The organism is Shewanella algidipiscicola (genome assembly GCF_003605125.1).
Lineage (GTDB): Bacteria > Pseudomonadota > Gammaproteobacteria > Enterobacterales > Shewanellaceae > Shewanella > Shewanella algidipiscicola.
Genome location: NZ_QPQT01000009.1, coordinates 13,621 through 33,293, shown reverse-complemented (window position 1 = coordinate 33,293; position 19,673 = coordinate 13,621). Strand labels below are relative to the sequence as shown.

Annotated in this window: 19 protein-coding genes; 7 read left to right on the top strand and 12 right to left on the bottom strand. The window is 48.7% G+C overall.

Translation table 11 applies throughout. From position 1 onward, the window contains the following. Positions 1-10: 10 nt before the first annotated feature. Positions 11-898 carry a transcriptional regulator CynR gene (gene cynR, locus DVO77_RS11200; RefSeq protein WP_119978399.1) on the bottom strand — a complete coding sequence of 296 codons (888 nt, stop codon included), beginning with the start codon at positions 896-898 and terminating at the stop codon, positions 11-13. Between the two features lie 105 nt (positions 899-1,003). Here cynR and DVO77_RS11195 point away from each other — a divergent pair, with 105 nt between their 5' ends. The 3 genes from DVO77_RS11195 to DVO77_RS11185 all read left to right on the top strand — a co-directional run bounded on the left by DVO77_RS11195 (position 1,004) and on the right by DVO77_RS11185 (position 3,450). Then, complete coding sequence (locus DVO77_RS11195) at positions 1,004-1,663, top strand: carbonic anhydrase (protein ID WP_119978398.1); 660 nt, start codon at positions 1,004-1,006, stop codon at positions 1,661-1,663. A gap of 29 nt (positions 1,664-1,692) precedes the next feature. Then, entirely contained in the window at positions 1,693-2,163 is a 471-nt protein-coding gene (gene cynS / locus DVO77_RS11190) for a cyanase (protein WP_119978397.1), read from the top strand. A 69-nt stretch (positions 2,164-2,232) separates the two neighbouring features. Then, positions 2,233-3,450 carry a CynX/NimT family MFS transporter gene (locus DVO77_RS11185; RefSeq protein WP_119978396.1) on the top strand — a complete coding sequence of 406 codons (1,218 nt, stop codon included), beginning with the start codon at positions 2,233-2,235 and terminating at the stop codon, positions 3,448-3,450. A gap of 484 nt (positions 3,451-3,934) precedes the next feature. Here DVO77_RS11185 and DVO77_RS11175 read toward each other — a convergent pair whose 3' ends face one another. Together DVO77_RS11175 and DVO77_RS11170 are read right to left on the bottom strand one after the other, a co-directional pair. Continuing rightward, positions 3,935-4,201 (bottom strand): Lpp/OprI family alanine-zipper lipoprotein, encoded by a 267-nt coding sequence (locus DVO77_RS11175; RefSeq protein ID WP_119978394.1) that lies wholly within the window; start codon positions 4,199-4,201, stop codon positions 3,935-3,937. A gap of 188 nt (positions 4,202-4,389) precedes the next feature. Continuing rightward, positions 4,390-5,649: a multifunctional CCA addition/repair protein gene (locus DVO77_RS11170; RefSeq protein WP_119978393.1), complete on the bottom strand. Its 1,260-nt coding sequence runs from the start codon at positions 5,647-5,649 to the stop codon at positions 4,390-4,392. Positions 5,650-5,815: 166 nt separating this feature from the next. On the opposite strand from DVO77_RS11170, the gene DVO77_RS11165 reads away from it, so the two are divergent. Together DVO77_RS11165 and DVO77_RS11160 are read left to right on the top strand one after the other, a co-directional pair. After that, complete coding sequence (locus tag DVO77_RS11165) at positions 5,816-7,531, top strand: ExeA family protein (RefSeq protein WP_119978392.1); 1,716 nt, start codon at positions 5,816-5,818, stop codon at positions 7,529-7,531. Next, entirely contained in the window at positions 7,531-8,538 is a 1,008-nt protein-coding gene (locus tag DVO77_RS11160) for a general secretion pathway protein GspB (protein WP_119978391.1), read from the top strand. Before DVO77_RS11165 ends, DVO77_RS11160 begins: the two co-directional genes overlap by 1 nt. Positions 8,539-9,213: 675 nt before the next feature. Here the strand turns inward: DVO77_RS11160 and nhaD are convergent. The 7 genes from nhaD to DVO77_RS11120 all read right to left on the bottom strand — a co-directional run bounded on the left by nhaD (position 9,214) and on the right by DVO77_RS11120 (position 17,093). Then, complete coding sequence (gene nhaD, locus DVO77_RS11155) at positions 9,214-10,461, bottom strand: sodium:proton antiporter NhaD (protein ID WP_110456070.1); 1,248 nt, start codon at positions 10,459-10,461, stop codon at positions 9,214-9,216. Positions 10,462-10,880: 419 nt separating this feature from the next. Then, positions 10,881-12,167, bottom strand: coding sequence for a glutamate-1-semialdehyde 2,1-aminomutase (gene hemL, locus DVO77_RS11150; protein ID WP_110456762.1), 1,287 nt, complete (start codon positions 12,165-12,167; stop codon positions 10,881-10,883). 536 nt (positions 12,168-12,703) lie between these two features. Then, positions 12,704-13,102, bottom strand: coding sequence for a c-type cytochrome (locus DVO77_RS11140; protein WP_110456072.1), 399 nt, complete (start codon positions 13,100-13,102; stop codon positions 12,704-12,706). Continuing rightward, positions 13,102-13,491: a cytochrome C gene (locus DVO77_RS11135; protein ID WP_110456073.1), complete on the bottom strand. Its 390-nt coding sequence runs from the start codon at positions 13,489-13,491 to the stop codon at positions 13,102-13,104. The genes DVO77_RS11140 and DVO77_RS11135 overlap by 1 nt, the downstream gene beginning before the upstream one ends. Beyond that, positions 13,491-14,717, bottom strand: coding sequence for a sulfite oxidase (locus tag DVO77_RS11130; RefSeq protein WP_110456074.1), 1,227 nt, complete (start codon positions 14,715-14,717; stop codon positions 13,491-13,493). The genes DVO77_RS11135 and DVO77_RS11130 overlap by 1 nt, the downstream gene beginning before the upstream one ends. Before the next feature lie 6 nt (positions 14,718-14,723). After that, positions 14,724-15,038, bottom strand: coding sequence for a c-type cytochrome (locus tag DVO77_RS11125; protein WP_119978390.1), 315 nt, complete (start codon positions 15,036-15,038; stop codon positions 14,724-14,726). A 336-nt stretch (positions 15,039-15,374) separates the two neighbouring features. Further along, positions 15,375-17,093: a chloride channel protein gene (locus DVO77_RS11120; RefSeq protein WP_119978389.1), complete on the bottom strand. Its 1,719-nt coding sequence runs from the start codon at positions 17,091-17,093 to the stop codon at positions 15,375-15,377. A gap of 64 nt (positions 17,094-17,157) precedes the next feature. On the opposite strand from DVO77_RS11120, the gene DVO77_RS11115 reads away from it, so the two are divergent. Then, on the top strand, positions 17,158-17,991 hold the full coding sequence (locus DVO77_RS11115; protein WP_110456077.1) for a DUF6776 family protein: 834 nt from the start codon (positions 17,158-17,160) through the stop codon (positions 17,989-17,991). Between the two features lie 115 nt (positions 17,992-18,106). Continuing rightward, entirely contained in the window at positions 18,107-18,457 is a 351-nt protein-coding gene (gene erpA, locus DVO77_RS11110) for an iron-sulfur cluster insertion protein ErpA (RefSeq protein ID WP_110456078.1), read from the top strand. A 266-nt stretch (positions 18,458-18,723) separates the two neighbouring features. Here the strand turns inward: erpA and DVO77_RS11105 are convergent, their stop codons facing one another. Continuing rightward, positions 18,724-19,185, bottom strand: coding sequence for a hypothetical protein (locus DVO77_RS11105; protein ID WP_119978499.1), 462 nt, complete (start codon positions 19,183-19,185; stop codon positions 18,724-18,726). Positions 19,186-19,289: 104 nt separating this feature from the next. After that, the gene (locus DVO77_RS11100) at positions 19,290-19,661 is read right to left on the bottom strand and encodes a DUF2750 domain-containing protein (protein WP_110456079.1); all 372 of its coding nucleotides are present in this window, start codon (positions 19,659-19,661) and stop codon (positions 19,290-19,292) included. Positions 19,662-19,673 lie beyond the last annotated feature (12 nt).

Here is a 19,673-nt window from a genome sequence, read left to right as displayed (position 1 = left end):
GCGGTACAGCTCAGGTGAATTTATCGGCCACTAACTTATGGGCTAACTCAATAAATGCAGCCGCTGCAGCGCTTTGATAGGCGCCTTTGCGTTGCATTAACACGGCCGTTCGTTGTAACAAAGAGGGCGCAAGGGCAATTGAAACGAGTTCGTCGCGATTACTCGCAATGTTGGATGGCAGCAAGGTGGTCAGCCCTGTGTGGCGCACTATCTCAATCACCGCACTGAGAGAGTTAACTTCCATGAGCACGCGCGGCTGCACTTGATGCTGGCGACAATAGCGATCAATCTGTTCTCGGGTGGCAAACTCACTGCTTAGCAAGACCAGTGACTGTTCACTTAGTGTGGGCAGGTCAATCGCGTCCATCTTGGCAAGTGGATGCTCGCGTCCCACCACCAATGCCAGTGTTTCCTCTAACAGTGTTTGCGCGGCAATATCGGCAGACTGTACATCTTCAAAGGCGATTCCCAGATCAAACTTATCATCGAGCAGGTGATCTTCCATCCGTTCTTGTGACATCTCCTGCACGCTCAGTGTGACGTTAGGATAGCGCTGATGAAATCCCTGTATTAACGGGCCAATAAGATAGGCGGTAAAGGTCGGGGTAATGGCAATGCGCAGCGTGCCGCGACTCATATCTTGGACATCATGAATCGCCCGCTGACCCTCTTCTAAATCTTGCTGGGCGCGCCGAGCATAGCGGGCATAGACCTCTCCTGCATCGGTCAGCTTTATGGTGCGGCCTGTGCGATCGAACAGGGTTGCTCCAAGGCTCTCCTCTAATTGTTTTATCTGTTGTGATAACGCTGGCTGCGACACATACAGGGAGCTTGCGGCTCGCGTAAAGCTGCGGTGCTGTGCAACCGCGAGAAAATAATTGATATGTCGTAATAGCATGGCTTACCTATAAGTATTGCTTATAGCGGTAATAATATATCGGTCTTTTACCTTATTACAAGGCGGGCGTAACATTCACTGCATCAATTAGAGAGAGGCACCGCCATGAAAGAGATCATTGAAGGTTTTTTAAAGTTCCAGCGCGACGCATTTCCCGAGCGCGCCGAGCTGTTCAAAAATCTGGCCACTAAGCAAAATCCGCGCACGCTGTTTATCTCCTGTTCGGACAGTCGCTTAGTGCCTGAACTGGTTACCCAGCATGAACCTGGTGGACTGTTTGTTATTCGTAACGCTGGCAACATAGTGCCATCTTACGGCCCAGAGCCTGGTGGTGTATCAGCTTCAGTGGAATACGCAGTTACGGCACTGCGCGTCACCGATGTCGTCATTTGTGGTCACTCAGATTGTGGCGCTATGACCGCGATAGCCGCATGTAAGTGCATGGATCATATGCCTGCAGTTGGCAGCTGGCTGCGCTATGCAGACTCGGCTCGTATCGTTAACGAAGCACGTCCCCATGTCAGTGAACGAGACCGTATTGCAGCTATGGTACGCGAAAATGTCATAGCTCAACTCGAAAATATTAAAACGCATCCATCAGTACGCCTGGCTTTAGGCGAGGGGCGCTTGGCTTTACATGGTTGGGTTTACGATATCGAGTCGGGCCGTATTGATGCGTTAAATGGTGCCACTAACACCTTTGTTTCCCTTGCGGACAATACCGATGTCCGCGCCTATCCAATACAGCTACCTGTCGCTGTATAACCCTTACTTAACTCAAAAGAGGTATTATTATGATCCAATCTCAAGTTAGCAATACCGCTCGTCAGGCGTTAACTGACGTGATTATTGCTGCCAAAGCAGAAAAAAAATTGTCGTTCGAGCAAATTGCCGAGGGTACGGGCCTAAGTGATGTGTTTGTTACTGCCGCCTTGTTAGGTCAGCAGCCATTACCTGCCGAAGCCGCCCAAAAGGTGGGTAAAACTCTTGGTCTTGATGATAGCGCGATTGCACTATTGCAAACGATTCCATTGCGTGGCAGCGTTGAAAACAACATGCCAACCGATCCGACTATCTATCGTTTTTATGAGATGATGCAGGTTTACGGCACAACGCTAAAAGCCCTAGTGCATGAGCAGTTTGGTGATGGCATCATCAGCGCCATCAACTTCAAGATGGACATCAAGAAAGTCGAAGATGCCGAAGGTGGCTCTCGTGCGGTGATCACCCTTGATGGTAAATTCCTGCCTTACAAGCCTTTCTAACCATCCCTTGATATGACGACAGTCGGCGCCGTGCGCCGACTTTCTCCTCTGATCGGCCAGCATTTACCTATGAACACTGACAATAACAAGGCGCCCACGCCCCTTACGCGCCAACTTAGCCTGGCTGCTTTTTGGCCTATGATCATCATTGCCGTATTGGCACTCAACCTGCGCCCGGCGATCACTGCCATAGGTCCGTTACTGCTAGAGATCCGCTGTAGTATGGCAATGGGATTACAAGCGGCGTCACTGTTAACCGTATTGCCTATGTTTTGCATGGGGCTGTTTCCTTTGCTGCTGCCTTGGCTAGGACAGCGGATGAGTGAAAGTGTGTGGATAACAGTTGGGTTACTGGCCATCGTTTTAGCGAGTCTATGGCGTTTATGGTTAGGTGATGGCGCCGCGCTCATTGGCAGTGCGCTGCTGGCGGGGACGGGAATTGCCATAGTGCAGGCGATAATGCCCTGTGTCGTTAAACGCTGGTATCCACAACGTGTGCCTCTGGCGATGGGGATTTACTCAGCGTCTTTGATGGCTGGCGGTGGCCTTGCTGCAATATTCAGCCCTATGGTGGCGCATTACTACGGTAGTTGGGGAGCTGGGTTAGGCCTTTGGTTAGTGCCTGCTATCCTCGCTATGCTGCTGTGGGGGTTAAGACCACGCGAAGCTTTAGCGGCTGAGAATCATGGCGTCTCAATTCACTTTTTTTTCCATCGCCGTGCGTGGTTGTTGGCATGCTACTTTGGACTGGCAAACGGTGGTTACGCCTGCATGATCGCTTGGTTACCAAGTTATGCTCAGGAATTCGGCTGGAGCGCGCAGAGCAGTGGTGAGCTCATAGGTATCATGACGTTGTTTCAAGTAATCGCCGCATTGGCGGGACCTGCGTTGTCAGGTGAACGAGACCGACGCCTATGGCTGTTTTTGGGGATAGGTATTCAGTTGGTAGGATTCATTGGGCTAGTGCTGGTACCAGAGCCAATGATGCTTGTGTGGGTTGCGATGATAGGTACTGGACTTGGCAGCTGCTTTGCACTGACTTTAACTGTGGCTCTTGAACATCTGGCAACTCCCAAGATAGCAGGCGCATTAACCGCATTTATACAGGGGATTGGTTTTATCATCACGGCTGTCATTCCTTATGTTGCTGGAATACTTCGCCAATCGACCGGTAGTTTTCAGGTTGCTTGGTTGATGGTGATCTTCGCTCTGCTGTTGATGCTTATTATCACATCGAGATTTTCCCCAGCAGGCTACGCCAAGGCGATGGAGCCCTATAATGCTTAATGAGGCTCTATTTTGTGGTCGAGTATGGCTGAACTAGGGCTTCAACAATCGTTGGAATTACCGTCACCCCTATGGATGCCTTGGTACAAATTGAGGCCGTTGTTGTTAATGGAGAAGGTACGCCGCCATCAACATAGCGTGGATGTTATTGTCGTTGAGCCACTCTTCAATAACGGTAAGTCAAGTTTGGCTTACATAACATATGACATTTATGGTCGAGGTGAGGATTTGAAAAGGACGCCAGATGCTAACTTTGTATTAGAATCTGCAGGGAGTTTAGTTGTATTAACCGCAAGGTATAGAGGCGCTGGGCGAGTAATGATTGTTATGACTAACGGCTTTGATTCGCTTTGGCTGTGAGAGTCTGGATAACGCCAAAAATTAAGGCTTGGTCTGGTGTGTGTCACGATAAGTGGCACATTTATTCACCATTAACCAAGCCTTGAAAGTTCACTTATAAAAATAAGCTTAACTTTGAGACAAATTACTTCTTGTAAGAAGAAGCGATGTTGTCGATACGGCCGTTAGCACGCTTAGCTTCAGCTTGTGCGTCCATAGCTGCTGCTTTTGCATCTTTAACGTCTGCAGAAAGAGCGCCTTGCTCAGACTTAAGAGAGCTCACTTCAGCAGATAGTTGATCAACCTTGTTGCCTAGGTTTGCAACGCTTTCTTCTAGAGCAGTAGTGTTTGCACAACCACCAAGAAGGGCCGTCATTGCTACGCCAGCAAGCATAAGTACTTTTTTGTTCATGGGAAATCCCTTTAGAGTGTGTTGGATTTAAATGGAGCAGTTGAAACTCAACTGCAACCAGTTAATTATGTCATAGCTATATTATTTTGCTATGAATTTTCGTGTTTACCTTGCAATACAATATCTCACGAGTGACCAAAAGCAAGACTCTGTGGATAATTTCTGTCAATTTTGATCCTTGATCACCATCAATCAATCTTATGTGAGTGCTCGGTATCCTTTTTGGGATGTTTAACTTTATACTTTGTAATAATTTCAATGCGCTGGCGCTGTAGTTCGGTTTTGATGTCGGCCCCAGTAAAACCTGCATCGATAATGGGTTTTATAGCGACGTTTTGTGCCGCCTCAAAGCAGTCTAGTAAGTATTGAGCCTGCGGGTAGTCGTGCTCTTCAAATCCGCTACGGCCTTTCATGTCGGCCTCACAGGCAATCAACAGTTGAGATAACCGCTGTGGCTTGCGCCAGAGATCGGCTTTGTCGAATATTTTGACTATAGTTTGCGGCTTTAGCTCAAAAGCTTGATGCACATTTTGATGTTGATCGCTCACCAGTAAAGCCAGATCGCGATATTCATTAGGCACCCTAATGCGTGTGCACAGCGCCCTGATCGGCGTCAATCCTTTTTGTCCATGGCCGTGATGCTTCGGCAGTAGTTCTGGCGGCGTAAGGGCTTTGCCTAAGTCGTGTACTAGGGCGGCGAAGCGGATAGCGGGTTCTGGTGATAATTTTGCGGCTTGTTCGAGTACCATCATGGTGTGCACGCCAGTATCGATCTCAGGGTGCCACTTCACTGGTTGGGGGACACCAAATAGAGCATCAATTTCGGGGAATAAAATAGGTAGCGCAGCGCACTGGCGCAATACTTCAAAAAACACTTGCGGGGCATCGGTTGCCAGTGCCTTGTCTAATTCTAAAAATACCCGTTCTGGGGTTAATGTGTCGAGTTCGCCGCTGCGACTGATCTGCTGCATCAGCGCCATGGTTTCTGGCGCAACACTAAAGCCTAAATGGTGAAAACGGGCGGCAAAACGGGCCACCCGTAACACACGCAGTGGGTCTTCGACAAAAGCTGCCGATACATGGCGCAGTAAACGCAGTTCTATGTCGCGTTGGCCGTCATAAGGGTCGACGAGGGTGCCATCTTCATCTTGTGCGATAGCATTAATGGTTAGGTCGCGGCGCAGCAGATCTTCTTCCAGGGTGACATCGGGGGCGGCGTAACAACTAAAGCCACCGTAGCCAGCGCCCGTTTTACGTTCGGTGCGCGCTAAAGCATATTCTTGCTGGGTTTTAGGGTGCAGAAACACTGGGAAATCTTTACCCACTTGATTGTAACCTTGAGCCAGCATCTGCTCTGGCGTCGCACCGACCACCATGTAATCACGATCTTTGATAGGCTGTTGCAGTAATTGGTCACGGACGGCGCCGCCTACGAGATAAATTTTCACCAGTTAGAGTCTCTTTGCTTACTTTGCCTCTAGCTTATCATGCTAACGAGGCGTGATTGTACTGTTTGCAATGCGGCGGCACGCAAATATTTTAGGCTAATTTTTGACAATGGATCGGCTAAAGATTAGTTTGGAGTGTCAATTATTTTTTGGGACTACAGCCTGCATGTACAAAGCGTTTTATGGACTTAACGATAACCCATTTTCTATTGCACCCAACCCGCATTATCTGTTTCTAAGTGACCGTCATCGTGAGGCGTTGGCGCATTTGACCTACGGCCTAGGTGAGACGGGGGGCTTTGTACTGCTTACGGGCGAAGTTGGCACAGGAAAAACCACGGTATCGCGTACCTTGCTCAATCAGTTACCGGACAATACCGACACCGCCTTTATTCTTAATCCTTCGCTAACCGAGTTAGAGTTGTTAGCCACCTTGTGCGATGCATTGAATATCGAATATGGCCCCGAGCCGAGTCTTAAGCAGCTTACCGATAAAATAAGCCAGTTTTTATTGGCGAACCATGAACGCGGACGTAATACCGTGATGATCATTGATGAAGCGCAGCATCTGCGCGCCGAAGTTCTTGAGCAGCTGCGTCTGTTAACCAATCTCGAAACTGACACTAAAAAACTATTACAAGTCATTTTGATTGGTCAGCCAGAGCTGCAGCAACTACTTAAACGCCAAGAGTTACGTCAATTAGCCCAGCGCATCACCGCCCGTTATCACTTATTGCCTTTGACTCAGCAAGAGATTGCCTTGTACGTGCAGCACAGATTGCAGGTAGCGGGGCGGCATGAGCCTTTGTTTCATCGCAGTGCAATCAAAGCCTTGCATCAATACAGTGGCGGTATTCCGCGGTTGATTAATCTGTTGTGTGAGCGCGCCTTGATGGCCGGTTACGCGCAATCTAAGGTGCCGATTGATGCCAACATGGTGCGCACAGCGGCAACGGAAGTGCTCGGCGAAGAGGTTAAGTCGCGATCGCTTTTTTGGCCTACGGCAGCGGCCGCCGCCGTGGTATTCACCTTTGCGGGGGCATTTTATCTATTTAACCACACTGATGAGCGTGGCGAGCTTAATCTGGTTGCAGAGCCGAGTACCAATTCCAGTGCTGCGCTAAGTTCAGGTGCGGGCGCTTCAGCGAGTCAGATGCCTAATCAAGTGGCGCAGCGCGAGCGCTCAGGCGATTGGGGGGCGATTCCTCAACCGTCAGATGACCTTGATAGCATGAGCGCGCCTAAGTCGGCGCAACTGAGCGCCAGTCAACAGATTTTGCGTCAAGCTATAGAGCAGAGCCGCAACATAGATAGCGCCTACGCCAGTATTTTAGGCTTGTGGGGCAAGTCGCCCTATATCGGCTTAACGGCTTGTCAGTCGGCGCAGCAACAAGGGCTCGATTGTTTTCAGCAACAAGGTAACTGGTTTTCGCTGCTACGGTTAAACTACCCTGCGGTGGTGTATCTGCAAGATGAAAATCAGCAACCATTTTATGGCACTGTGGTGTCGCGCCAAGGTGAGCAACTGTTGTTGCAACTGGGCGAGCAGCAATTGTGGGTCGACAGAGCTTGGTTTACTCGCCATTTCAGTGGCACCTTCGAAATTTTATGGCAGGCGCCCAGTTACCAGCCTAAAGAGATAGGTCGCGGCGCGCCAATTGCGCAGGTGCAATGGCTTGAAAATGCGCTGGCACATATCCAACAAAAATCTCCGCGTTTGGTTAACCAATTTGACGATGAGTTAGAGCAGGCGCTGCGGGCGTTTCAACGCCAGCATGGTTTACGGGCCGATGCCATTGCCGGCAGCCAAACCTTAGTGCAGCTTAATCTTTACTTGAGTGACCAAGGGCCGCGGCTGCAAGAAAGTGGGGGGCGCTACTGATGTCTATTTTACTCGATGCCGTGATGCGGGCGAAACAGCAAGAGCAGCCTCTGGATGCAATTATTACCCCGCGTGCTCAATATCAGGCGATGAACCGTACTCGTCACCTTGGATTGAAGTGGGCGCTGTTTGCCACTCTGCTGGGGTTAGCAGTATTGGCGGCATGGTTGCTTAGTAGTGCCAGCCCGCTACGCCAAAGTGCCTTTAAGGCGCCGTTACCGGAGCGCTCAGTGACACGACAGCCTGATGCGCTAGCGTCAATGTCGCCCCCTAAGGTCAGTCGCAGCCCACAAGCTAATCCTAGCCCACAAGCCGATGTGTCCGTCGGTACTCAGCCGTCGAGCCCAAATGTGCAGCTGGCGGGAAAAGTCGCATTGCCTGTACCCATAGCACGGCCTATGGATTATCAAGCGCAGCCAGTACCTATCAGTGAGCGACCTAATTTGGCGCAGGGATCGCGCACCATCGCCATGGCAACCGAAGTGACAGATTACGATGCACAAGAGCCCATCATTTTAGGCGCGAATAGTAATCAACGTGGTCAAGACTTGCTTAATTCACTGCAGGCACAAGTCGATGAAGCTGCTAAAGATGTGGGCTTTAGCAACGCAACCAACGCACAGGCGCGCAATGCAACAGTGAGTCAAAGTGAGCCGCCAAGCGATAATTTACTCGCGGCCTTTGAGGCGGCATTAAAAGCAGTAGAGATAGATAAGGCGGTGGCAACGCCAGTGACCGAGCCTAAGCTTGATCCTATTCCTGAGCCTAGCGCCGATACACTACCTAAATATGGGCAGTTACCGGCAGGTGTGCAGCTACAGGTCCCTGAGTTTACAATTTTGGCCCATGTTTATGCCAGTAGCCCTGATAACCGCTGGCTTAATGTCGATGGCGCCGAATTACAGCAAGGAGATATGATTGGCGGCGTATTACGCATCGTCGAGATAAGACCTCGCGATGTGGTGCTTGAAGTGGCTGGCACCGAGTTTAAAGTCCCCGCCATTTGATTGTTCTGTTCTTAATTGATCTGTTCTTATTCATAAAAAAGCGCATAAAAAAGGCCATGTCTTCTGATACAGAAGGCATGGCCTTTTTATTACTGACTCATGGTTTTTTGACCGTAGACTCAACCCGACTCACTCAATGGCTATCGCTTAAGTATCACAGGTGCCGCTTAGGTCTGTGGTCAGAGCCTCATAGGTTGCCGAGCTTGAGCGCTTGCCCTCTGCCTTTGGCATGAGTTATTGGGCTGCAACCGCAACACTCCCTGACTTAGCGAGCTGGTGGATGGTTTTAAAGGCTTCCTTAGACAAAGGCATAGTGAGATTCGCTTATGGTAAATTTTTGGCTGTATATGCTTTTGGTCGCAGTAACCCAATCCCTTCAGTTGACTCTATGCTGGGGACTATTCATCGAGAGGCAGTTTGGGTCTCATGCCGTGATAACCATCAACTAAGTTGGTGCTGCTTATCTTAAAATTGCGCTGGCTTGCAATGAAGTGGCTTTTAATAAAGCGGGTAGGTCATCGCTGATGACTTTTAATCTAGGTGGTTTTTAATCAAGATGACTGGTAGTAAAGCGGGTTTGTAATAGAAGGCGACGGATAACGATAGGCTGAGTTAAATAAAAATGCGATGAGCAGGCTCATCGCATTTTTAAGTGGTAAGGATAGCTTGGGCGCTTTAGCCAAAAAACTCGTAGGCTAGGAATAAGGTTAAGCCGTAACCGCAGGTATAACACAGCATGAGTGCAGGGACATATTTTAAATAGGCCACAAAGGTCAGCTCTTTGACCTTGCTCATGGCGATGATGCCCGCCGCGCTACCAATGACCAGTAATGAGCCGCCAACCCCAACAGAATAGGTGAGGCCTAACCATTCGGGGGTGGTCAGCACGGGCTCGGCTTTCAGTAATGCGGCCGTTAACGGCACGTTATCGAGCAGCGCAGAGCCTATACCTGTGACAAAGTTAGAGATATTGGGATCAAATTTGGCATACACCTCGGTGAGTAGATGCAAGGTGCCAATCTCTTTAAGCATGCCCACCAATAATAATATGCCGAGGAAAAACAGTAGGGTATCGAATTCGACCTGACGAATATATTCGAGGATCTGTAACTCCTCTTTATTACTGCGTGAGGTGGTGCCCACTAAAAACATCACTGACAAACCCGACAGGAAAGTCAATACCGGCGGAATACCAAACAAGATATTCAGCACCATGGTTAATATGATGGTGATGAGAAAAATAACAGCGATCAGCACATCAATGTAGCTGTACTGACGTTTTATTGGTGTGGTGCTCACGCGGCCTTCGGCTTTAAGCGAGAACAACACTGCCAGTAACATGACACTCACCGCGGCAGGGATAAACAGCACCAGTAGCTGTGAGATATGCACATGGCCCGCGAGGAAGATCATCAAGGTGGTGACATCGCCTGTGATTAATGCGACACCGCCTGAGTTGACTGCAAAGATGATCAATACCGACATGCGGCGTTTCATCTGGCTTTCAAGTTGAAAGGTGGTTAATAATCCGAGTGAAACCAAGGTGGCGGTGACGTTATCACAAATGGCCGACAACACCAGCGAGAACAAGGCCACTAAGATCATCAGCATGCGCACCGATACCTGCTGTGGAAATAACTTTTGTACTAAGACTTGGATCATGCCTTTGGCATTGAGATAAGCCACAAAGGTCATCGTCGACATGAGGAACAGCCATAAGGTGGCGATTTCTAATAGGTTGTGATTAAGCTCTTGGGCAATTAAGCGCTGGTGGTCGACATCGTTTGCGGCAACAAACAGGGTTATCCAGGCTATACAGCCAAAAAACAGGGTGGTTTTGGCTTTGTTAAGATGGGTGACCTCTTCAAAAATGATACTTAATAGCGCTAGCACAGCAAGGGTTATCAGGAAAATGTCGAGCATACATTGGTCCTACAGCCGACTTAAGTCCGCGCCTCAACGGGGTGAGAATGCAGATTTAAAATCAAGGTTATATTAAGGTTGTTGTGGTAGCTGGCGATCTGACCATAGGAAAGTGGAATAGGCAAGTGTTACCTTAGTCTAATTTTGCAGTAAAACTGTGATGAGTCTTGGGTTTTTCGGGGTGAGTTGTGTAGGTTCTGCTAATATTGCTGCTTTTGGTAGATGATTTAACTATTTTTTAGCCGTTGAACATCCGTTAGCATTAGCTTCTGCTTTATTATGGGATTACTCATTTTATGTGACTTTATCGGCTTAGCGTGGCGGGCACATTATGGCAACGGGGAGATACATAAAAAGAGGACACTAGGTCCTCTTTTTATGTTATGCGTGCGCGTTATCGCTACTGCTTAACGCTGGGGCTATTTAGCCATTTTGGCAAACACGCGATCGGCAGCGGCAAGCGTTGCTTCAATCTCTTTGTCGCCATGAGCCATAGACAAAAAGCCTGCTTCATAGGCGCTTGGCGCTAGATATACACCTTCATCTAACATGCCATGGTAAAACTCTGGGAAGGCCTTAGCATCACACTGAGTGACTTGATCGAAACGTGTGACTTTCTCTTCGTCAGTGAAGAACAAGCCAAACATACCGCCAACATAGTTGATACTCAGTGGAATACCATGTTTGTTGGCCGCTGCTTTAAAGCCTTCGGCAACACGTTTTGTTTTATCGGCAAGCGCTTCGTAAAGACCCTCTTCACAAAGTGCTTCCATCTGCGCAAGACCCGCTGACATGGCAATAGGGTTACCAGACAGGGTACCGGCTTGATAAACTGGGCCCGTTGGTGCGATAAACTGCATCACATCTTTACGGCCACCGAAAGCGCCTACTGGCATGCCGCCGCCAATCACTTTACCTAAGGTAGTGAGATCAGGCGTGATCCCGTAGTGGCCTTGAGCCCCGCTTTTCGATACACGGAAACCTGTCATGACTTCGTCGATGATCAGTAGCGCACCGTATTGGTCACACAGGGCACGAAGACCCTCAAGGAAACCAGGGATTGGCGGAATGCAGTTCATGTTGCCTGCTACTGGCTCAAGAATGATGCACGAGATCTCTTCTGGATACTGTTCAAACAGCGTTTTAACCGATTCAAGTTCGTTATAAACGGCGGTTAAGGTGTGCTTAGCAAAGTCTTCAGGGATACCCGGTGAGCTTGGCTGACCCAGCGTCAGAGCGCCAGACCCCGCTTTAACCAGTAGGCAGTCCGCGTGGCCGTGATAGCAGCCTTCAAACTTCATGATCTTATCGCGGTTGGTAAAGCCACGTGCCAGACGAATGGCGCTCATAGTCGCTTCAGTTCCTGAGCTCACCATACGGACTTGTTCCATAGATGGCACCATCTCGATCACTTTTTCAGCCATGCGCACTTCAAGTTCAGTCGGTGCACCAAATGACAAGCCATTTTCCACAGCGGCCAATACCGCGGCCCGAATTTTTGGATGGTTGTGACCTAAAATCATCGGTCCCCAAGAGCCAACATAATCGATATAGGCTTTGCCATCGGCATCATAAATATAAGCACCGTCCGCTTTTTCGATAAACAGTGGCGAACCACCGACACCGTTAAAGGCACGTACTGGCGAGTTAACGCCACCAGGAATGGTTTTTTTAGCCTGTTCAAATAGGGTTTCAGAGCGGGTCATGCTAGATCCTTTAAAGTCAGTTGCCAGATTAAAAATCGGCTTTGTGAATATCAAGTAACGGCTCATTAGGGTTGCTCAACTTGTGCCACAACCCCTTAATATCACTGCAAATAGTGCCATGGTGATTGTTCGAACCTTATCTGCCTATTTTTCTCGCGTTCGTGACAGCGGGGCATAAGCACAGTGTTTGCAATGCTGTGTATCAATTTTGTGGGTTAAGTGCAACTTAACAGCGCTTGGTTAGCGTTTTACTGTGAGGCAAAACCGAGCGCTTGAATATGAGCCGCTAGAGTATATCAGCCCATACTAAATTGTCTTCAAGTTGATCTGTTATTGTGACCGTATGCTCAGCATTTTCAATGTCATCGATCACAGAGTCGGCGATTACTCGCGCTCGGGCAAGCTGGCCGGTTTTTGTTAACGTTAGACTTTGGAACTTGTTTGGGGAGGACTCAAAACAATGGGCGGGCCTTGATGGCGTCGCCCAGATATGCATTCATCGATAAGGCTCGCAGCGCTGCGAGCCTTATATAATTTTAGCGCAGTGTAAGTGTTGGTTGCTGCGAGTAGTACAGCGCCACATCTTTCATCTGCTGCTCTGACAGCATGGCAGCTTGCCCTTGCATAATCGGGTTGCTGCGCTCGCCGTGCTTAAACGCCACCAGTTGTTTAAACAGGTAAGCGGCTTTTTGCCCTTCTAGCATGGGGTAGCTTGGCATCAGCTTAAGCATAGTCGCGCCATGGCAAGCGATACAGCGAGTCGAGGCTAGCTGTTTTCCCTGCTCAACATCGGCCGAATATGCCAAGGTACTAGGGCTTATCTTTAGCCCCATATTTTCGATCGTTTGGTTGAACTCTCGGCGCTCATTGCCGCTGACAATAGCGGCAAATAGCAGTGCAGCGATGAGGCCAAGGCTCACAAATAAACGTTTCATCAGTGGTCTCCTTTAGCCGTTGGCATGGGGGGCATCAGCTCAGGATCTAACGGTTTACGCCTAAAGATCTGCATGTCGATACCAGTCTCGTTATAGTAAGTCGACAGGTAATCGAGCACAGGATCCCAGGTGTCTGACAGATCCCATAACCCTTGAGTGTCTATCATCCATTCAATGGTCTCGCGCCACACGGCTCTGCTACCGGGATTTTGCGGGATAATATGACTGGTGTGACAGGCGTTACACTGATCCCTTACCATCTCCCAACCCGGAGCCATGATTAATCCTGTTTCGGTATCCACCGGATAAGTGGCCACCTTTGGCGAGTCAGCCGCAAGTGCAGGCGCATTTGCCAATATTAGTGCTGCCGCAACTAAGTGTTTTCTCATTACCCCACCCTTAACGCAATGCGGTGGCAACCGTTAAACAGATAACCTTTGGGGTTCCACTGGGGTTGTACCATAGGCTGGCTATCACCTTGGCTATCGGTAGCACGCGCCCAAATTTCGTAGTAACCAGTTTGTGGCAGTTTGAGTGTGATGGCCCATTGTTGCCATGCTGTTGGGTTAGCGGGTTTGGTGAGTGACGCGCTTTGCCAAGTGGTACCATAGTCATAGCTGACCTCCACTTTGGTCACTTCACGCACGCCAGCCCAAGCATGACCCCGTACTTCAATGCTGTCACCTAGTGCCACTTCGCCACCAGTTTGTGGTGAGGTGATTAAGGACTTAACAATCATCTCTTCGATGATCTTAAAGTCTTTGTTGTCGACCTTTTCACCTGGGGCAACCGGATTTTTTGGCACCTGGTAGGCGGGAGCCGCCATCTTTTTACCATCGTGCACGCGATCGCGTACACCAATGCCGGTAGCACATTTTTGTGATACCGAGCCTGGGCGGCCACCAAAGACAATACGCAGCGGGTAACCGTGCATGTAAGGGATATCTTCGCCGTTCATGGCCCACGCGATAAGGGCGTTTTCATTCATGGCTGCTTCAATCGGTACGCCACGAGAAATAGCCGCACCTTTGCCACTAATGTGTTTGTCGGCGCCATAGTGTGCCGTGTACACAGCATCACTTTTTACGCCACAATCGGCTAGTACGTCTTTAACTAAAACCCCCGTCCACTCAGCGCAAAAGACGGCCGAGTTGCTCCACTGGTTACCTTTGGCGTTAGGATAGAAGTTGACTCGACTATTACCACCGCATTCGAGCACCAGTTGTTGAGTATGAGTCTTAAACTTCTTTTTCAACTCGGCGATGGTGTAGGTTTTAGGCGTTTCGATTGATTCGCCATCAACGGTAAATTCCCAAGTGTCGGGATTTATATTCTCGAAGTCGGGCATCTGGCCATTCCAGCGAATAAAGGCGACATCCGATGGCGTTGTGGCTGGGTCAAGCAGATGTTCAGGTGGAAAGGCATTAAGCGGGCTGCTATTGAGTACCTTAAAGTGTTCAGGTAGGTGGTCGACTTTACTCCACTTCACCGCAGACACATCCATGGCTGCCATGCCTGCTGGACGGTTTTGCGCAAATACCCAATTGACTGGCAACATGGCCGTTACTGAAGTGGCTACCGCCCCTTTAAGAAAATTACGTCTATCGATTGCCATGGTGATTTAATCCTTACCTTTAGAAAAATAGTGCGCCATCTGCTGCATCTGTTCAGTGGTTAATAACTTGGCGACTTTGCTCATGGTTTTGTCTTGGCGTTGGCCGTTTTTAAATGCGGTTAATTGCTCAACCATATATTGACTGTTTTGCTGAGCAAGATTGGGAATGCTGGGAAACGGATTATGACCAGTCTGTCCATGACATGCTTTACACATGTTGAGCAGTTTCTCATCCGATGCTGCAAAGCTGTTGGTGCACAGGCTTATACTTGCCAATGTGACTGAAGCAATAAGCCAGCGGCTGTTACGTTGTCGCTGCATGTTATTTAGTACTCATAGTTATATTTAGTCGTAACCGTCAGTGAGTCATTGGCGTCAATCGAGCTGCCTATCGAATGCGCATAAAAAAACATCACTAAATTCACGTTAATACGCGCAAGTGTTACCGGGGTCACAAAATTAAGGTTAAATGAGAGTAATAGCATGTAAAAAGTTATGAAAAGTTATAAAACTACTTACTAATCAGTTGGTTAGTTGTTTGTGGTTTGGGTGAGCTAGGGGATGGGTTGTCATTATACCAACAAAGGTATGCCGAAAAAGTGAGCGTTAGCGGTTTGTCGCATTAGCGCAAGCTTCATACGGCCGAGCTCGTTAGCATTAAATTTGACCAGAATTGATCTGTTTCTGTAACGCCGACCAGCCGATCACGCCAACGATATTATCGACCTCACCTTGATAGACGAATACCTCGCCGCGACGTTCGATGGCTAAAATTTCGTAGACCTCTTTTAAAGTACTGCTATCGGCAACGCCTTGTATCGGGTGGCGGCTTAAGGTGCTTTTACTGTCGTCATGCTGCAGCTCTAATTGCAACATCTCTATTTCGCCTTGGTGGTTACGCATTAATACCGAGCGTCCTTCAGCGCGTTTTAGCACTTCAAGCAGCAACTCATCGTTGTCTTTAACAATAACAAAGCGCTTATCCATGATGGCGCGCACACCGGTTTTTTGCAGTCCCAGTTTGACCGGTGAAATTTTGTAGTCCAGCCCCATCAGCTCCATCTGTTTATAAAACAGCGACTGAGTATTAAAGGCTTGGTGGGCAATTAAGAAGGCAGGGATGGTGACAAACATCGAGGGCAAGATGATGGCGGCGTTATGGGTGAGTTCCAGCAATGCGACCAAGGCGGCCAGCGGCGCACTGAGGCACACGCCCATCATGGCGGTCATGCCTATGATGGTGTACAGGCCAATATAGGGGCTAATGCCGGGGAAAAACTGCGCGCTGATGATGGCTAAAATAGCGCCAATTAAGGCGCCTATCCCAAATAAAGGGCCGATAATCCCACCCGGGATCCCAAGGCCTATGGCGGCAATGGTGGCGATAATCTTGCCTATCAGCAAGCCCACTAATATCCACAGGCTGGGGTGTTCACTAATGGCGTAACTTATTGCCAGCTCACCACTGCCCAAGGCTTGGGGTAATAATAGCCCAATAGCGCAGGTGACTAAGCCTGCCAGCATGAGCCTCGCAAACAGCGGCCATTGTTGGCCTTTAGCGGTCACCATTAGCAGGCTGTGATTAAACAGGGCGGCGATGCAGCCGAGCGTTAGGCCACACAGGGCTAAGATAGGGTATTGTGACAAGGGGATTTGGTCGATGCCTATCTGTTCATATTCATGAATGTTACCAAATACCAGCTGGCTACTGAGTGCACCGCAAATGGCTGAGAGCATAATGGGAAAAAAGTAATGCACCTTGTATTCCCTAAGTATCACCTCAAAGACAAAGATCACCGCGGCCAGTGGCGCATTAAAGGTTGCGGCGATGCCTGCGGCAATTCCGCTGGCGCACATAATGCGTACACTGTTGTCTGGTAGCTGGAACTTTTCAGCCATAACACTGGCACTGACAGCTCCTAAGTGGATGGCAGGGCCTTCGCGGCCCACAGAAAAGTTGCTGGCAAGGGCAAATAAGGCTTGGAAGAATTGCCCCGGTGCCGATTGTAAGGGAATTTTGCCGTAGTGCAGTTTCATGCGGTGCATGACATAGGCGATACCCATGCGTTTGTAACGTTTAGAGCCCAATAGCGCCACGAGCCAGATCAACAATCCACCAAAAAGCGGTAATAGCACTCGCCAGTCGCTAAAGTTGTCAGTAAAATCCCATGCTTGGGTGTGGGTAAAGGTATTTAACCACTGCAGTAATAGCCTAAATAATATAATGACTCCAGAAGCGACCAAGGCAAATGCGAGTGCCAAGCCGCACAATTGCACACTGATCTGGGCTTGTGACAATTTATCTTTAAGTGCTGTATTAAGGTAATGTCGGCATTGAGTAATAAGGCGATTAACGAGTTGCTGCACAGAAACCATGGTGGTAAACCTTTACCGTACTGAAAGCGTGAGTGTCGATTTTTTTATAAGGGGTTAATGTTTAATGTCAAATTATCATCGTTGGATCGATCGCTTGCAAGTGATGGAGCGAAAAATTCGACCTTCGAGCGTTTATCTTTTCTTTTTGATCTTAGTGGCATTTTTTACCGGTGTATTGACCTGGGATCTCTGGTCATCGCAACATCAAATCCAGTCAGCTCAGCCGAAAAATAGCACCGAATTAAACCAAGCGTTAACGCAGCAAGCCGAGATGTTAGCTTCGCGAAATTTGGAATTGGCGTTAGCCCAAGAAGCCAATGACAATATGCAAAAGATGTTTTTAACTCAACATCAAAAACAGAAAGAGCTCGAACGTGAGCTGGCATTTTATCGCAGCATTATGGCGCCAGAAAATCAAGCAGACGGTGTCGCAATTCATGACTTAGGCCTAAGCCCTGGCTTATTGCCTAACCAGTTTAGGGTTAAATTGGTATTAACCCAACTTCAAAAACGTAAGCAAGCATTGAAAGGTAAGGCCGAGCTCACGTTTATCGGCCTACAGGATGACAAAGTGGTGAGCCTGCCGTTATCGTCGCTCACTGATGATAAGCTTAACTTCAGCTTTCGTTATTTTCAGATTTTAGCAACCGTGGTGCAATTCCCTGAAGGCTTCGTACTTTCTCAGGTCGAAGCTAAAGTCACTGTGCCAGCCAGTCGCTGGAGTAAAGGCGACAGTGCCGAGTTGGTGTTTGCCGCCACGGATCTGTTACAAGTGGAGTCGACGGCAGATAGCGCCGATGAGAGGGTCATTAAAGAAGATGAAGCTCATGAAGAGGCGCCACAGCTTGAGGATGAACCCCAAAATGGCAATGAGGCCATTGACCCTGTCATTCAATAAGAGTGTGCGTGCTAACACAAAAATAAACTGATTTTATCTGAGCCAAGACTATTACTTGAACAAATTGGTCAGGTATTGGATAATTCGCTCAGCAAACCGATGTATAGAGGTAGTAATGACTGAACAAGTTGAAGATACAATGCCAATCCGTTTTACCGACGCGGCAGCTTCAAAGGTAAAAACCTTGTTGGATGAAGAGCAAAATGATGCACTTAAGTTACGTGTGTACGTGACTGGCGGCGGTTGTTCAGGTTTCCAGTACGGTTTTACGTTCGATGAAAAAGTCAACGAAGGTGACTTTACCATCGAGAAACAAGGGGTTCAGTTAGTAGTTGACCCTATGAGCTTGCAATATCTTATGGGTGGCGAAGTGGACTATACTTCGGGACTCGAAGGCTCGCGCTTTTTTGTGAAAAACCCTAATGCCACCACCACCTGTGGCTGTGGTGCTAGCTTCTCGGTATAACCTAGTTGCTTGACCACCTATGGTGAGTCTGACGCATAAAAAAGCCAGCATTGCTGGCTTTTTTGTGTCTGGAACACTTATGCCAATTTACCAAGGACGGTAAAAATTGGCGTTGTGTCTGGAACACTTATGCCAATTTACTAGGGACGGTAAAAATTGGCGTTGTGTCTGCGCTAATCCAGCCTGAATGTCTTAACGTCACAAAGCACAAAGCACAAAGCCTAAATCACTGCGTGATAGCACCTGACTCTATGTAGCGATAAAGGTTAACGCATGATGTTCATGTTATTTTTGACATGACAATAGGCTGACACTTGGGCGGTAAATGCTATCCACACTTGCAATATTGCTAATAAAATCAGCGCGCCAAACACCAGATAATCGGGGATTTTGCCTTGCCATTCGCCTAACTGAAAGGTCGATGGGCCTGTAAGCAAATTATCTGGGTCATATAGCAACACTGGTAAAATGCTAACCAATCCCAGTTGCACTACAGTGTAACCGCGCAGTAGATACAATCCCGCGCGCTGGCGGCCCAGTACGGCGATCACCATCAGCAGTGTCAACAAGCAAAATAACACCCCTTGTTTGGCCACAAGACCACTAATCGATGCGATGCTTAAGAAGAGTAACAAGCCAATTAAACGTTTGGGTAGCCGCGCTTTGACTGGCGTAGAGCTGGTTTGCTGCGGCTGATGGAGGTCATGTAACTGTGAGGGTGGTTGCACGAGTGAGGCTCCGACATCTAAGGACAAGATAAGCGCCTTAGTCTGGCTAAAGCGCTGTTGAGCGACTGGCTGATTGCGCGGTGGCGAGCCAGTGATAGTCGAGCTTAGTGGCTCTGCTTAGGCGTTAAGCGCTGCTCTAGCTCATAAGGCGGGATCACCACGCCAAGATCTTCTTGCACTGGGAATACAGCCACAAACAGATCATCATCTTGCATACCTGGAACCCAACGCTCTAGCCATTCATCAAGGGCAATGGCTAAAGGAGTACAGTCAGCCCAATCATCAACGGCCCACATGGCTGCTGACTCTTCGCAAGGCCACATCGGGATGCAATCTTCATCATCTGTGGTGAGCATGACGCAGCCATCAGCGTCTTGCAATGTCCATAGGGTTTTGTGGGCCTTGGCTTGTTCGACAAGGTAGTCGTAACGCGCTTCTGGCGTCATCTTGCTGGCATCTTTTGCACTTTTGCTCATGGTGTTCTCTTT